This is a genomic window from Bradyrhizobium sp. AT1 (assembly GCF_001590795.1).
Taxonomy (GTDB): Bacteria; Pseudomonadota; Alphaproteobacteria; order Rhizobiales; family Xanthobacteraceae; genus Bradyrhizobium.
Genome location: NZ_JXDL01000001.1, coordinates 6,024,528 through 6,037,903, shown reverse-complemented (window position 1 = coordinate 6,037,903; position 13,376 = coordinate 6,024,528). Strand labels below are relative to the sequence as shown.

Here is a 13,376-nt window from a genome sequence, read left to right as displayed (position 1 = left end):
AAGGCATGCCGACGGACGCCATCATAGCGCCGGCAGGCAGGGCGACGGACGGCCCGGCGAAGGACGCCATGAAGGACGTCATATCGAGGGCAGACCTGTTGATGGCAGGCCCGGTGAAGGCCACAAGGCTTCCAAGGGGTCTCGCCGCCGCCGCGGTTCCGGTGGTAAGATGAACTCCTCACCCGCCGATCGGTCGGAACAGCGTCCCGCGCATAGCGCCGGCAAGCCTGATGGAATACAAGGCGTTGCCTTTTTGCGTCGCGAGAGTCGCCCCAACGGCCGACCGAACCGCAACCCTCATTCGAACTAACAGTCCACGACTGGAGACACCCATATGGCTAAGGAAGAGCTGATCCAGTTCGAAGGACTGGTCACCGAAATCCTCCCCGACGCCCGCTACCGCGTGCAGCTCGACGCCGGACACGAGATCGTCGCCTATACCGCCGGCAAGATGAAGAAGAACCGCATCAAGACGCTGGCGGGCGACCGCGTGACGGTGGAGATGTCGCCCTATGACCTCGAGAAGGGCCGGCTGATTTTCCGCCACAAGGACGAACGTCCCAGCGGGGTGGGTGGACCGCCTCGTCCCGGCCAGCGTGGCGGCCAGTTCCGCCGCCGCTAGCCGATGGCGGGCACGCCAGTACGGAATTAGAATGCCGATCGGCATGTTCCGCCGGGGACGCCCCGGCGGGTCAAAAAATCGTGCGCATCCCGATTGTTTTGAGGCCCCAATTCCGATAAAATGAATTTATCGATTTTCGGCCGGACGACATTAGCATCCACCGGTACAGCCGGTTCAGACACGCTGACGACCCTTCCAAAAATTCGATCTAACCGGCCTGCGCGAGCAGGCTCCAACATTGTGTTATCTGAGAAGGGACTACCCCCGTGAGCATGGGAACCGTGAAGTGGTTTAACGCGACCAAGGGCTTCGGCTTCATTCAACCCGACGATGGCGGCCAGGACGTGTTCGTCCACATCAGCGCCGTCGAGCGTGCGGGCCTCGGCACGCTGCGCGAAGGCCAGAAGATCTCCTACGAGATCGTGGCCGACCGCCGTTCCGGCAAGTCGGCAGCAGACAACCTGCGCTCTGCAGGCTGAGCCGCCGCGCGTCTGGCCGGATCGGCCTGCGCCAGCCAAGACAAACGAGAAGGCCGTGCGCGACGCACGGCCTTTTTCATTGCGGGAGCCTGCTCGTGGATGTCAGCACGAGGACGGCACGCCGTTGTAGGGAACGCAGGTGACCTGGCGCGGCCGCGTGTACGACAGATCGCTGAGCTGAATGCTCGACTTCAGCACATAGCCCACAGTCGGCTTGTAGGTGTAGCTCGCCTCGCTGAGAATGAGGTAGGTCGACGGAATCAACAGCGTCGAGGGCAACTCGCTGGTGACCTTGTCGCCGGCCTTCCGAGCCGAGGTCGCCAGCGTCGCCTGCGTCGCGCCGCTCGCAATGGTGCCGGCCTTGCTCCACTGCACCGTGGCGATGCTGTTGGCATCGATGTAGATCTGCGAGATCGAGCCTTTCACGAGCGTGGCGTCGTAAGGCATGATGATCGAGATGCTCGCCGTGAACGTGTTCTGCATGTCGGAATCGGTCAGCGTCGTCGACTGCGACGTCAGGTCGGACAGCGTCCGTGCGATCAACGTGACCTTGCGATCGATCGCCACGGCCGACGAGAATTCGACCGTACCGAAGAACATCACCAGCATCAGCGGCACGATGACCGCGAATTCGGTCGCCGCGAGCGCGCGCGTGTCGGCGACAAAGTCGCGCACCGAGCAGCGGGCATTCCTCGAGAGATTTGCAATCGCCTGCATGGGTCCGCCCAGATCCATCTGCCTCAGAAGGGTTCGTTCTTGAAGGCCGCGGTCGCCACCAGCAGTCGCTTGCTGCTGCAACCGATGTTGTAGCCGAGGCCCGTGACGAAGAGCGGCCACTGATAGAACAGCCGCACCACGACGACCTGGCTGGAGCTGCCGGGATTGTATTGCACGCCGGTCGGATTGAAGTTGCAGGAATCGCCGTAATTGGTGAGGCTCAGCGTCGTGAAGGAGCTGGTGCTCACCACGTCGACGTAGAGCTTGCTGCAATCGAACAGCGCCGGAATCTGGCTGCAGACATAGGTCTTGAACGTGGTCTGATCGCACGCCGAGACCACGCTGGGCGTGGTCTGGCAGGCCGCCACCGAGCCGCCCTGCGCTTGCGCCTGGCCGGTCAGAATGGCACGCGCGGACGTCTGGGTGACGGTCTCGAGCACCTGGCCCGCGAAGAACACCAGCGCGGTCTCGATGATGGCGAACAGCAGCGCGAAGAAAATCGGAGCGACCAGCGCGAACTCGACCGCCGCGGAGCCGCGGCGACTGCCCCGAAACCGGCCTAGCGCTTTCCGCAGCGTGAACCTCGTAGGTGGAAGCGATGACATCGCGTCAATTCCCCAGCAGCGGCGATCCTCTGCATCGTTCAATAGCTAAAACTGATTGTTTAAGTGTTGCAGGCGATTCACGCTGGACGAACCGCACCGTAAAGGATGCGTTAACCGCGCAGGCCGCGGGCCCGGGAGAGACGGCGTGCGCAGAGAAGAGATGCCGCCCCGGCATGCAGAAGCGCCCAGGCGGGATCAGCGATCCTGCCCAGGTGCCCCCTCAATCGATCGGATTAGTTGGACTTGGTGCCCGCACCGGCGTTGCCGCTGGCATTGTTGCTCAGCGAACCGGCCTGGCTCATCGTGTTGTTGAAGTAGTTGTCGCTGTCGCCGAGCGTCACACGACGCTGGCAAAGCGGCACGCAGCTGTAGGACTCGCGCTCGACACCGCGATAGACGGTGACGAGCCGGTCGCTTGGACCTTCGACCTGGATCTGGCGGTCGACCAGAATCTCGCCGGCACGGTCCAGCGCGATGAAATTGGTGGCACCGTAGCCCTTGCCGGTCACGACGATCATGCCGCCGGGCTGCAAAGTGACGTCCGCGATCAGGGGATTGCCGACCACGATGGTCGCTACCTTGCCGGGCAGCCGCACCAGCTTGGCCTGATCGACACTGACGGCGATGGTGTCGGCGGTGGGCTCGGCGAGGCCGGCAGCCGGCGATGCCAGCACTGCGGCAGCCACCAGAAGACAGACGCGCGCATGACGGCGCAGCAATTGTTTACGCATACTCTTACCCTCGGGACGTCACAAACCGGCAGAAGCAACCAGCTGACAGCGGAGCCAGTGCCCGACCCCAGTAACCTGCCTTTAATTCGTGAACGTTCCGCAAACTCGCCGACTATTGTTTGAACGGACCGGCGTTTACGGCCGCCAGTCCGAGCCTAACGGCGGAACGGATAGGCCAGTTGGCCCCCGAACTCCTTCGGCATGGTCGCTTCGTCCTTGCCGTAGTCCTGCGGCAGCCGTCCCTCCGGCATGCGGAAGGTGCCGAACATCACGTCCCAGATCGGGAACGTCCCGGCGAAATTGGTGTTGCCGCCCTCCTCCAGCGAGGTGTGGTGCCAACGGTGGAAGACCGGCGTTGCCAGCAAATATTTGAACGGCCCGAAGGTCCAGTTCAGGTTGGCATGCACGAAGGCCGAATGGAAGGTGGTGAACGGGCCGACCCAGATCATGACGTTCGGAGAGATGCCGGCCATCAGCAGCACCACGTCGACGCTGATCGTCCCGAGCATGAGATTGACGGGATGGAAGCGGGCCGCGGAAATCCACCCGATCTCCTCCGACGAATGATGGACGGCGTGGTACTTCCAGAAGCCGCCGTCATGGAAAAGCCGGTGCAGCCAATACAGCATGAAATCGGACAGCATCAGGAACAGCAGGGCCTGCACCCACAGAGGCAGCTCCGACAGCGGGCCATGGCCGTTGTCGTAGAAGGCGATGAGCCCGTCGGCATCGTGGATGTTGAAGATGGCGCTGGCGCCGACGATCAGAAGTCCGATCCGCATTGTGCGGGCGAACACCGGAACGAAGAACCAGTAACAGATATCGGTGACGATCTCCCGCTTGCGCCACCACGGCGCGCCGGGATTGCAGGCCCAGAAATGCTCGAGCACGGTGAAGACGGCCGCGAGCGCGAGGGTGACGGGGATCACCTTCACGATGGTCTCGCCGAGCATCAAGGCGACTAGCATGGGCAGGCTCGACATCGTCGCCTCTCTCGCGGATTCCAGTCTCTTACGCCTACTCCGCTAGATTTAAGGGAGGGTGAAGCCGCCGCCGTGCTGACGATGCATCTGGAACCCGAACGAATTCCAGCCGCGGTCTTAAGGCGAAATTCACTCTGGACGAAAGCATCGCGCCGGAAGCCGGTTTGCTCGATCGAATTAACTCTACCGAAAGAGCTCGGCTCTCATGGTCATGGGGTCAATGACGGCGCCGAACGAGGCGATCCCCACCCCAGATGGAGTTTTGTTCATGAAGAACTTGATTGCACGTTTCGCGAAGGATGAATCCGGCGCCACCGCCATCGAATACGGTCTGATCGCCGCCGGCATCGCGCTGGCCATCATCACCGTCGTCAACAATCTCGGCACGACGCTGAACACCAAGTTCACCTCGATCAGCACGTCGCTGAAGTAAGCGACCGACGAACGACGGCAAACGCCCCGGGCCTCCGGGGCCTTTGTTTTTGACGACGGCGAGTTCCAGTGGCGTTTCGCGAGTACAGAACCGATGCCGCGGTGGCGGCGAGCGAGACAGGGGCGGCGCAGGCCGGCTCCCCGGTCTATTGGATCTGCCTTGCGCTGCTGCTCGCAACCGTCGCGCTCGCCGCGCGCATTGCCAGTCTCTGGTGAGCGCGCGTTCCGCGGCTTCGGCCCCCCGCGCGCCCCCTGCTGCCGTTGTCGGTTTGTTTAGCACTGCCGGCTAGCATCGCCCGACGCCAGTTCCCGCGGCAAACCCAGGCCTCAAGACGCAGCCCATGATCCTCGACCTTGCGCGCCTTCTGCTCTTTCCGGCCCTGATGGCGTTCGCCGCTGCGAGCGATCTCTTCACGATGACGATCTCGAACCGCGTGTCGCTGGCGCTGGTCGCCGGCTTCTTCGCGCTCGCGCTCGCCGGTGGCATGGCACCCTACGAGATGCTGAGTCACGTCGGCGCCGGCGCGCTTCTCCTGGTCGTGGCCTTCACCTGTTTTGCGATGGGCTGGGTCGGCGGTGGCGACGCCAAGGTCGCGGCTTCCGTCGCGCTCTGGTTCGGGTTCGGCCCGTTGATGAACTTCCTGCTCTACGCCTCGCTGTTCGGCGGCGCGCTGACGCTGCTCCTGCTCCAGTTCCGGCAATGGCCGCTGCCCTATGGCCTCGCGGGTCAGGCCTGGCTCGCGCGACTGCACGCCAAGGAGAGCGGCATCCCCTACGGCATCGCGCTCGCCCTGAGTGCGCTGATGGTCTACCCCGAGACCGAATGGGTGAAGGCGATCGACCTCGCTCACCTCGCACTGCGCTGAACGTACCGGGTAAACCCGGCGTTAAGCCGATTTAGATACGCCTCATTAACCATGCTTTGACGAATAGCTGGTCAACTGCCGATTACGGCGGCGGCAGCGTCGCGGCGTTTTGTTGGAAAGTGAAGCGTATGAATAGGGCACGCATTGTCGTCCTGACGGTCGCCATCTGCGCCGGCGGCGTCGCCGCGTACCTGGCGAGCGGCTCGGACAATTCTGCGCCGCCTCCGGCCCCGGTCGCGCAGCTTCCGACCGTCGACGTCCTCGTGGCCAAGAACGACATCGGCCTCGGCCAGACCGTGAAGCTGGAAGACGTGCAATGGCAGACCTGGCCTGCCGCGACCGCCAGCGCCGCCTTCATCCGCCGCAACGAACGTCCCGAGGGCGCCACCCAGGTCGCCGGTTCGATTGCGCGCGCCCCCTTCATTCAGGGCGAGCCGATGCGCGACCAGAAGCTGGTCAAGCCGGAAGGTTCCGGCTTCATGGCGGCGATCCTGCCCACCGGCATGCGAGCAATTTCGACCGAGATCTCGCCGGAGACCGGCGCAGGCGGCTTCATCCTGCCCAACGATCGCGTCGACGTCCTTCTCACGCGCCGGCTGAAGAACCCGGACCAGAGCAGCGGCGCCCCCGACGTCGTCACCTCCGAGATCATCCTGGCCAATATCCGCGTCCTCGCCATCGACCAGGCTCCGAAGGAGAAGGACGGCCAGAACGCGGTGGTCGGCAAGACCGTCACCCTCGAGCTCAATCCCGCGCAGACCGCGACGCTCTCGGCGGCCCGCCAGAGCGGCACGCTGTCGCTGGCTCTGCGCAGCATCGTCGACGTCAAGATGAGTGAAATCACGCTCGATGACTCCGCGCAGAAGCGGGACGGTATTTCGATCATTCGCTACGGCATTCCGAGTCAGACGGCGAAGGCAAGATGAAGACAGTCGATATGAAATGCAGGGTGGATTTGGCGATGCTGCGAACCTCCATGGTCCGCGCCCTGTCGTTTTCGGCCGCTCTCGCGCTGACGCTCAACCCGGTCCTGACCCCCGTGGTCGCCGCCGATTACCGCCCCGTGGCGTCGGGCGCCGCAGACGGCCAGATGAACGCGCGCTTCCTCTCGCTCGGCGTCGGCAAGTCCATCGTGATCGACCTGCCGCGCGACATCAAGGACGTCCTGGTTGCCGATCCCAAGATCGCCAATGCGGTGGTCCGCTCGGCGCAACGCGCCTATATCATCGGCGCCGCGGTCGGCCAGACCAATATCGTGTTCTTCGATTCCGCCGGTCAGCAGATCGCAGCCTATGACATCGCGGTCAAGCGCGACCTCAACGGCGTGCGGGCCGCGCTCAAGCAGGTCCTGCCCAATGCAGACATCCAGATCGACGGCCTCGGCGACGGCATCGTCCTGACCGGCACGGCGGCGAACCCGCTGGAAGCGCAGCAGGCCAACGATCTCGCCGCGCGCCTCGCCGGCGGCGCCGACAAGGTGGTGAACTCGATCGTGGTCCGCGGCCGCGACCAGGTCATGCTCAAGGTGACGGTGGCCGAGGTCCAGCGCAGCATCATCAAGCAGCTCGGCATCGACCTGACCGCCAACCTCAACTACGGCACCTCCGTGGTGAGCTTCTCCAACTCGAATCCGTTCACGGCTCTCGGCAAGAACCTCGTGGACGGCAACAATCTGACGACGAAGTTCGGCGCCGCGCCGTCCGTGCAGGCCACCCTGCGCGCGATGGAAACCGCAGGCGTGATCCGTACGCTGGCCGAGCCGAACCTGACTGCGATCTCCGGTGAATCGGCAACGTTCATCGCCGGCGGCGAATTTCCGGTCCCGGCAGGCTATGCGTGCGATCCCACCACGCATGTCTGTACCACCCAGATCAGCTTCAAGAAGTTCGGCATCTCGCTCAACTTCACCCCCGTGGTGCTGAGCGAAGGCAAGATCAGCCTGCGGGTGATGACCGAGGTCTCCGAGCTGTCGAACGAAAATGCGATCACGCTGTCGCAGGCCGTGACCTCGACGTCTGTGAACTCGCTGACGGTGCCTTCGATCAGGACCCGCCGCGCGGAGACCTCGCTGGAAATTCCCTCCGGCGGCGCAATGGCGATGGCCGGCCTGATCCAGCAGCAGACCAAGCAGGCCGTCAGCGGACTGCCGGGACTGATGCAGCTCCCGATCCTCGGCACGCTGTTCCGCAGCCGCGACTTCGTCAACAACGCGACCGAGCTGGTCGTGATCGTGACGCCTTACGTGGTTCGCGCGGTGGCGCCGAAGGACCTGTCGCGGCCGGATGACGGCTTTGCCCCGCCCGCGGATCCGCAGGCCCAGCTGATCGGCAACATCAACCGCCTCTACGGCGTGCCTGGCCGGACCGAACCGGCCAAGAACTACCGCGGCACCTACGGCTTCATCACCGATTGAGGCGGAACGGGGATTTCACGATGATCACAAGACCACCCCAGCTTCGCAAACGCGCCATCCGCCTCGGTGGCGCGCTCGTCGGCATGGCGCTTGCGCTCGGCGGCTGCCAGCACGACGAAATCGCCACCGCCTCCATTCCCGACGACTACAAGAAGCGCCATCCGATCGCGGTCGAGGAGCAGAACCGCTCGATCGTCGTCTTTGTCGGCCATGCCCGCGGCGGATTGACCGCCGCCCAGCGCGCGGACGTGATGGGTGTCGCATCGGCGTGGTTGTACGAAGGCACGGGCGCGATCCGTATCGACGTGCCGTCCGGCACGCCCAATGCGCGTCCGGTCGCGGACACGATGCGTGAAATCCAGGCGATGCTCGCAGGAGCAGGCGTACCGCCGCGCGGCGTGAACGTTCGCCCCTACCAGCCTGAGGACAAACGCTTCCTGCCGCCGATCCGGCTCACCTATTCCAAGATCGCCGCGGTCGCGGGTCCTTGCGGCCTGTGGCCGGAGGACATCGGTCCTTCGATGAAGAACAAGAGCTGGTTCGAGAACAAGGACTACTACAATTACGGTTGCGCCTATCAGCGCAACCTCGCGGCGATGGTCGACAACCCGTCGGACCTCGAGCAGCCGCGGCCTGAAACGCCGTCCTACACGGCCAGGCGCATCACCGGTCTCGAGAAGTATCGCAAGGGCCTCTCGACGGCGACCACCTATTCCGACGCCGACAAGGCCAAACTCAGCGACACCGGCAAATGATCAGCTACGCTCGCCAGACACACGAAGAGCAGCCGGACGCAGCTCCTCCGCCGGTCGAGGAGCATATTGCGCCCGCGCCGCGCGTCTCCGTTCAGGCCTTTTGCGAGACCGTGGAAACTGCTGCCGCGGTCCAGTCGGCCGGCGAGGACCGCCGCCTCGGCAAGGCCCATCTGAAGATCCAGATGGGCGGCATGGCGGCCGCGATCGAAGCCTACCGCTCGGCTCCCACGCCGAACGTGATCGTGCTCGAGAGCGACGGCCGCAACGACCTCTTGAGCGGGCTCGACCAGCTCGCCACCGTCTGCGACGCCGGCACCCGCGTGGTCGTGATCGGCCGCATCAATGACGTCACGCTCTACCGCGAGCTGGTGCGCCGCGGCGTCAGCGACTACGTGCTCGCGCCGGTCGGCGCGATCGACGTCGTGCGCTCGATCTGCAACCTGTTCTCGGCACCGGAAGCCAAGGCAGTCGGCCGCATCATCGCCGTGGTCGGGGCCAAGGGCGGCGTCGGGGCTTCCACCATCTCCCACAATGTGGCCTGGGCGATCGCGCGCGATCTCGCAATGGACGCCGTCGTCGCCGATCTCGACCTCGCCTTCGGCACCGCCGGGCTCGACTACAACCAGGATCCGCCGCAGGGCATTGCCGACGCCGTGTTCTCACCCGATCGCGTCGACACCGCCTTCATCGACCGCCTGCTGTCGAAATGCACCGACCATCTCAGCCTGCTGGCGGCACCGGCGACGCTCGACCGGGTCTATGATTTCGGCAGCGACGCATTCGATTCCGTGTTCGACACGCTGCGTTCCACCATGCCTTGCATCGTGCTCGACATTCCGCATCAATGGTCGGGCTGGACCAAGCGCGCCTTGATCGGAGCGGATGACATCCTGATCGTGGCCGCCCCCGACCTCGCCAATCTGCGCAATACCAAGAACCTGTTCGATCTTTTGAAGGCCGCGCGCCCCAACGACCGGCCGCCGCTCTACTGCCTGAACCAGGTCGGCGTGCCCAAGCGACCCGAAATCGCGGCCGCGGAGTTCGCCAAGGCGATCGAGAGCCAGCCGATCGTCTCGATTCCGTTCGAGCCGCAAGTGTTCGGCTCGGCGGCCAACAACGGCCAGATGATCGCGGAGATCTCCGCCAACCACAAGTCGATCGAGATGTTCCTTCAGATCGCCCAGCGCCTCACCGGCCGCAGCGAGACCAAGAAGCAAAAGTCGTCCCTGTTTTCACCCCTGATTGACAAGTTGCGGGGAAAATAGGCCGCCGCATGGAGTTGTTAAGTGTTCGGTAAGCGTAGCGGAACAGACACCGACCTTCGGGCGCCCAAGCCCGGCGCCGTGTCGCCCGAGCCTGCTCAGGCTTCGGCGCCGACGGTGTCGCGCGCGCCGCCGCCGCCGGCCGTCGCCTCCCCGCCGCTTGCTCCTGCCAAGGCGCCGCCGCCCCGGCCATGGAGAGCCGGCGTTCGGACAATTATTACGAGGTCAAGGCGACCATCTTCGGCGCGCTGATCGAAGCGATCGACCTCGCCCAGCTCGCCAAGCTCGATTCGGAGTCCGCGCGCGAGGAAATCCGCGACATCGTCAACGAGATCATCGCGATCAAGAACATCGTGATGTCGATCGCCGAGCAGGAGGAACTGCTCGACGACATCTGCAACGACGTCCTCGGCTACGGCCCGCTCGAGCCGCTGCTGTCGCGCGACGACATCGCCGACATCATGGTCAACGGCGCCAACACCGTCTACATCGAAGTCGCCGGCAAGATCCAGCGCACGGGAATCCGCTTCCGCGACAACCAGCAGCTCCTCAACATCTGCCAGCGCATCGTCAGCCAGGTCGGCCGGCGCGTCGACGAATCCTCGCCGATCTGCGACGCGCGCCTCGCCGACGGCTCCCGCGTCAACGCCATCGTGCCGCCGCTGTCGATCGACGGCCCGACGCTCACCATCCGCAAATTCAAGAAGGACAAGCTGACGCTGGATCAGCTGGTCAAGTTCGGCGCGATTTCGCCGGAGGGCGCGGAGATCCTCCAGATCATCGGCCGCGTCCGCTGCAACGTGCTGATTTCCGGCGGTACCGGCTCGGGCAAGACGACGCTGCTCAACTGTCTCACCAACTATATCGAGCACGACGAGCGCATCATCACCTGCGAGGACGCGGCCGAATTGCAGCTGCAGCAGCCTCACGTGGTACGGCTGGAAACCCGTCCGCCCAACATCGAGGGCGAGGGTCAGGTCACCATGCGCGAGCTGGTGCGCAACTGCCTGCGTATGCGCCCTGAACGCATCATCGTCGGCGAAGTCCGCGGCCCGGAGGCGTTCGACCTGCTCCAGGCCATGAACACCGGCCACGACGGCTCGATGGGGACGCTGCACGCCAACAATCCGCGCGAGGCGCTGTCGCGCTGCGAATCCATGATCACGATGGGCGGCTTTTCGCTCCCCTCGCGCACCATCCGCGAGATGATCTGCGCCTCGATCGACGTCATCGTCCAGGCCGCGCGCCTGCGCGACGGCTCACGCCGCATCACCCACATCACCGAGGTGATGGGCATGGAAGGCGACACCATCATCACCCAGGACGTCTTCCTCTACGACATGGTCGGCGAGGACGCCAACGGGAAGATCATCGGCCGGCACCGCTCGACCGGCATCGGCCGCCCGAAGTTCTGGGAACGCGCCCGCTATTACGGCGACGAGAAGCGCCTTGCCGCTGCGTTGGACGCCGCGGAAGTCAAGCCGACGACGTGAGCAGGTCAGCACCGCCATGAACATGCAGGTCCTCGCCCTCGCATTCCTCGCCACCGCAGCGGTGGGCGGCATCGCCTGGGTCTTCCTCTATCCGCTGCTGTCCGGGGAACGAAAGGCGGAAAGCCGCCGTGCCTCGATCTCGCGCACCGAGGCGCCCACGGCACGCCAGGCCGAAAAGACTCAGCGTTCGCGCCGCGAGCAGGTCGAGACGACGCTGAAGGATCTCGAAGCGCGCCGCCTGCAGGAAAAGAGCGTTCCGCTCAGCGTCCGCCTGTCGCAGGCCGGGCTCGACTGGACGCCGCAGAAATTCTGGGTGGTGTCCGCCGTCGTGGCGGGCGTGTTCTTCGCAGCCGCCCTGTTCTCCGGCGGCGGCCTGATCGGCGCTGCCGGCCTTGCCTTTGCCGGCGGGTTGGGCCTGCCGCGCTGGGCGTTAAGCTTCCTGAAGAAGCGTCGCGAGACCAAGTTCCTGGCAGCACTGCCGGACGCGGTCGACGTGATCGTCCGCGGCATCAAGGCCGGTCTGCCGTTGTTCGAATCGATCAAGGTCGTTGCCGCCGATGCGCCCGAGCCGCTGCGCAGCGAGTTTCTGGCGATCATCGAGACGCAGGCGATCGGCATGCCCCTCGGCGAAGCCTGCTCGCGGCTCTACGATCGCATGCCGCTGCCGGAGGCCAATTTCTTCGGCATCGTGGTCTCGATCCAGCAGAAGTCGGGCGGCAACCTCTCCGAAGCGCTCGGCAACCTCTCCAAGGTGCTGCGCGACCGCAAGAAGATGAGGGAAAAGATCCAGGCGATGTCGATGGAAGCCAAGGCTTCGGCCGGCATCATCGGCTCCTTGCCGCCGATCGTGATGTTCCTCGTCTATCTCACGACACCACAATACATCTCGCTGCTTTGGACTCATCCCACCGGCCAGCTGATGCTGGTCGGCTGCGTCGTCTGGATGTCGATCGGCATCATGGTGATGAAGAAGATGATCAACTTCGATTTCTGACGGTGCCGTATGGTCGACTTCCTCGTCTCGAAATTGCACGACGTTCGCTTCATGACCATGCTGCTGGCGGCCATTGCCGCCAGTGCCACGGTGTATACGCTGGTGATGCCGCTGTTCGCCGGCGAAGGTCTCTCCAAGCGCATGAAGGCGGTGGCGAGCGAGCGTGAGCGGATCCGGCAGCGCGAGCGTGAGCGCCTTCACAAGAACGAGAAGGTCTCGCTGCGCCAGACCCCGAAGCAGCTCGTCTCCAAGGTCGTCGAGGACTTCAACCTCACCAAATGGCTCGCGCAGGAGGCCGCGCGGGACAAGCTCATCATGGCCGGCTACCGCGGTCACGCGCCCTACATCACCTTCCTGTTTGCCCGCATGGTCGCGCCGATCGTGCTTTTCATCGGCTCGGTCGTCTACGTTTTCGGGATCGCGCATCTGGAGCAGGCGATGCCGATCAAGATCGGCATCTGCGTCGGCGCCGCCTATCTCGGCCTCCAGGCACCGATGCTGTTCCTCAGGAACGCGATTTCCAAGCGGCAGCTCTCGATCAAGCGCGCCTTTCCGGATGCGCTCGATTTGCTCCTGATCTGCATCGAATCCGGCATGTCAGTCGAGATGGCGTTCCGGAAAGTCGCCACCGAGATCGTGGGACAGTCGATCGCGCTGTCCGAAGAGTTCACGCTGACCACGGCCGAACTGTCCTATCTGCAGGACCGCAAGGTTGCCTATGAGAACCTGGCGCGACGCACCGGGCTCGAGGGTGTCAAGTCGGTGTGTCTCGCGCTTCAGCAGGCGGAGCGCTACGGCACCCCGCTCGGGCATTCCTTGCGCGTCATGGCGCAGGAAAACCGCGACATGCGCATGAACGAGGCCGAGAAGAAGGCGGCCGCCCTGCCGCCGAAGCTGACGGTGCCGATGATCCTGTTCTTCCTGCCGGTGCTGTTCGTCGTCATCCTCGGGCCGACCGGCATCAAGATCACAGAGCTGCATTGAGGCGGAGCGAACCGCGCGGTTCGCTCCCGCCACAGGCTCT

At 64.3% G+C, this 13,376-nt stretch carries 15 protein-coding genes and 2 pseudogenes; 13 read left to right on the top strand and 4 right to left on the bottom strand.

What is annotated here, in order from left to right:
• The 3 genes and pseudogenes from SE92_RS37235 to SE92_RS27970 form a co-directional block, all read left to right on the top strand.
• A pseudogene (locus SE92_RS37235) lies at positions 1–310 on the top strand (DEAD/DEAH box helicase); the annotation flags it as partial.
• A 24-nt stretch (positions 311–334) separates the two neighbouring features.
• A complete protein-coding gene (gene infA, locus SE92_RS27975; protein ID WP_008131890.1) occupies positions 335–622 on the top strand; it encodes a translation initiation factor IF-1 in 288 nt (95 codons plus the stop codon).
• A gap of 266 nt (positions 623–888) precedes the next feature.
• On the top strand, positions 889–1,101 hold the full coding sequence (locus SE92_RS27970; protein WP_007599788.1) for a cold-shock protein: 213 nt from the start codon (positions 889–891) through the stop codon (positions 1,099–1,101).
• 102 nt (positions 1,102–1,203) lie between these two features.
• Here SE92_RS27970 and SE92_RS27965 read toward each other — a convergent pair whose 3' ends face one another.
• From SE92_RS27965 to SE92_RS27950, 4 genes are all read right to left on the bottom strand, one after another.
• Complete coding sequence (locus SE92_RS27965) at positions 1,204–1,818, bottom strand: TadE/TadG family type IV pilus assembly protein (RefSeq protein WP_063203801.1); 615 nt, start codon at positions 1,816–1,818, stop codon at positions 1,204–1,206.
• Positions 1,819–1,841: 23 nt separating this feature from the next.
• Complete coding sequence (locus tag SE92_RS27960) at positions 1,842–2,423, bottom strand: TadE/TadG family type IV pilus assembly protein (RefSeq protein ID WP_063200761.1); 582 nt, start codon at positions 2,421–2,423, stop codon at positions 1,842–1,844.
• A 233-nt stretch (positions 2,424–2,656) separates the two neighbouring features.
• The gene (locus SE92_RS27955) at positions 2,657–3,154 is read right to left on the bottom strand and encodes a pilus assembly protein N-terminal domain-containing protein (protein WP_063200758.1); all 498 of its coding nucleotides are present in this window, start codon (positions 3,152–3,154) and stop codon (positions 2,657–2,659) included.
• Between the two features lie 155 nt (positions 3,155–3,309).
• Positions 3,310–4,137 (bottom strand): sterol desaturase family protein, encoded by an 828-nt coding sequence (locus SE92_RS27950; protein WP_063200755.1) that lies wholly within the window; start codon positions 4,135–4,137, stop codon positions 3,310–3,312.
• A gap of 268 nt (positions 4,138–4,405) precedes the next feature.
• On the opposite strand from SE92_RS27950, the gene SE92_RS27945 reads away from it, so the two are divergent.
• The 10 genes and pseudogenes from SE92_RS27945 (at position 4,406) to SE92_RS27905 (ending at position 13,336) form a co-directional block, all read left to right on the top strand.
• A complete protein-coding gene (locus SE92_RS27945; RefSeq protein WP_027544253.1) occupies positions 4,406–4,570 on the top strand; it encodes a Flp family type IVb pilin in 165 nt (54 codons plus the stop codon).
• A gap of 68 nt (positions 4,571–4,638) precedes the next feature.
• Complete coding sequence (locus SE92_RS36825) at positions 4,639–4,785, top strand: hypothetical protein (protein WP_198172799.1); 147 nt, start codon at positions 4,639–4,641, stop codon at positions 4,783–4,785.
• Between the two features lie 125 nt (positions 4,786–4,910).
• Entirely contained in the window at positions 4,911–5,435 is a 525-nt protein-coding gene (locus SE92_RS27940; RefSeq protein WP_063200751.1) for an A24 family peptidase, read from the top strand.
• 128 nt (positions 5,436–5,563) lie between these two features.
• On the top strand, positions 5,564–6,361 hold the full coding sequence (cpaB, locus tag SE92_RS27935; protein ID WP_063200747.1) for a Flp pilus assembly protein CpaB: 798 nt from the start codon (positions 5,564–5,566) through the stop codon (positions 6,359–6,361).
• 11 nt (positions 6,362–6,372) lie between these two features.
• Entirely contained in the window at positions 6,373–7,848 is a 1,476-nt protein-coding gene (locus tag SE92_RS27930) for a type II and III secretion system protein family protein (RefSeq protein WP_063203800.1), read from the top strand.
• A gap of 20 nt (positions 7,849–7,868) precedes the next feature.
• Entirely contained in the window at positions 7,869–8,603 is a 735-nt protein-coding gene (locus tag SE92_RS27925; protein WP_063200744.1) for a CpaD family pilus assembly protein, read from the top strand.
• Positions 8,600–9,868, top strand: a complete 1,269-nt coding sequence (locus SE92_RS27920; RefSeq protein ID WP_063200741.1) for a CpaE/TadZ family protein — start codon at positions 8,600–8,602, stop codon at positions 9,866–9,868. Before SE92_RS27925 ends, SE92_RS27920 begins: the two co-directional genes overlap by 4 nt.
• A gap of 21 nt (positions 9,869–9,889) precedes the next feature.
• Positions 9,890–11,358 (top strand): annotated as a pseudogene (locus tag SE92_RS27915) (TadA family conjugal transfer-associated ATPase).
• A 16-nt stretch (positions 11,359–11,374) separates the two neighbouring features.
• Entirely contained in the window at positions 11,375–12,352 is a 978-nt protein-coding gene (locus SE92_RS27910; RefSeq protein WP_063200736.1) for a type II secretion system F family protein, read from the top strand.
• Between the two features lie 9 nt (positions 12,353–12,361).
• Entirely contained in the window at positions 12,362–13,336 is a 975-nt protein-coding gene (locus SE92_RS27905; RefSeq protein ID WP_063200733.1) for a type II secretion system F family protein, read from the top strand.
• The last annotated feature ends 40 nt before the right edge of the window (positions 13,337–13,376 follow it).

Excerpts from the sequence above, each read along its gene's own strand:
- infA (WP_008131890.1), top strand. The coding sequence starts at position 335 with ATGGCTAAGGAAGAGCTGATCCAGTTCGAAGGACTGGTCACCGAAATC.
- SE92_RS27965 (WP_063203801.1), bottom strand. The coding sequence starts at position 1,818 with ATGCAGGCGATTGCAAATCTCTCGAGGAATGCCCGCTGCTCGGTGCGC.
- SE92_RS27960 (WP_063200761.1), bottom strand. The coding sequence starts at position 2,423 with ATGTCATCGCTTCCACCTACGAGGTTCACGCTGCGGAAAGCGCTAGGC.
- SE92_RS27955 (WP_063200758.1), bottom strand. The coding sequence starts at position 3,154 with ATGCGTAAACAATTGCTGCGCCGTCATGCGCGCGTCTGTCTTCTGGTG.
- SE92_RS27950 (WP_063200755.1), bottom strand. The coding sequence starts at position 4,137 with ATGTCGAGCCTGCCCATGCTAGTCGCCTTGATGCTCGGCGAGACCATC.
- SE92_RS27945 (WP_027544253.1), top strand. The coding sequence starts at position 4,406 with ATGAAGAACTTGATTGCACGTTTCGCGAAGGATGAATCCGGCGCCACC.
- SE92_RS27940 (WP_063200751.1), top strand. The coding sequence starts at position 4,911 with ATGATCCTCGACCTTGCGCGCCTTCTGCTCTTTCCGGCCCTGATGGCG.
- cpaB (WP_063200747.1), top strand. The coding sequence starts at position 5,564 with ATGAATAGGGCACGCATTGTCGTCCTGACGGTCGCCATCTGCGCCGGC.
- SE92_RS27930 (WP_063203800.1), top strand. The coding sequence starts at position 6,373 with ATGAAATGCAGGGTGGATTTGGCGATGCTGCGAACCTCCATGGTCCGC.
- SE92_RS27925 (WP_063200744.1), top strand. The coding sequence starts at position 7,869 with ATGATCACAAGACCACCCCAGCTTCGCAAACGCGCCATCCGCCTCGGT.
- SE92_RS27920 (WP_063200741.1), top strand. The coding sequence starts at position 8,600 with ATGATCAGCTACGCTCGCCAGACACACGAAGAGCAGCCGGACGCAGCT.
- SE92_RS27910 (WP_063200736.1), top strand. The coding sequence starts at position 11,375 with ATGAACATGCAGGTCCTCGCCCTCGCATTCCTCGCCACCGCAGCGGTG.
- SE92_RS27905 (WP_063200733.1), top strand. The coding sequence starts at position 12,362 with ATGGTCGACTTCCTCGTCTCGAAATTGCACGACGTTCGCTTCATGACC.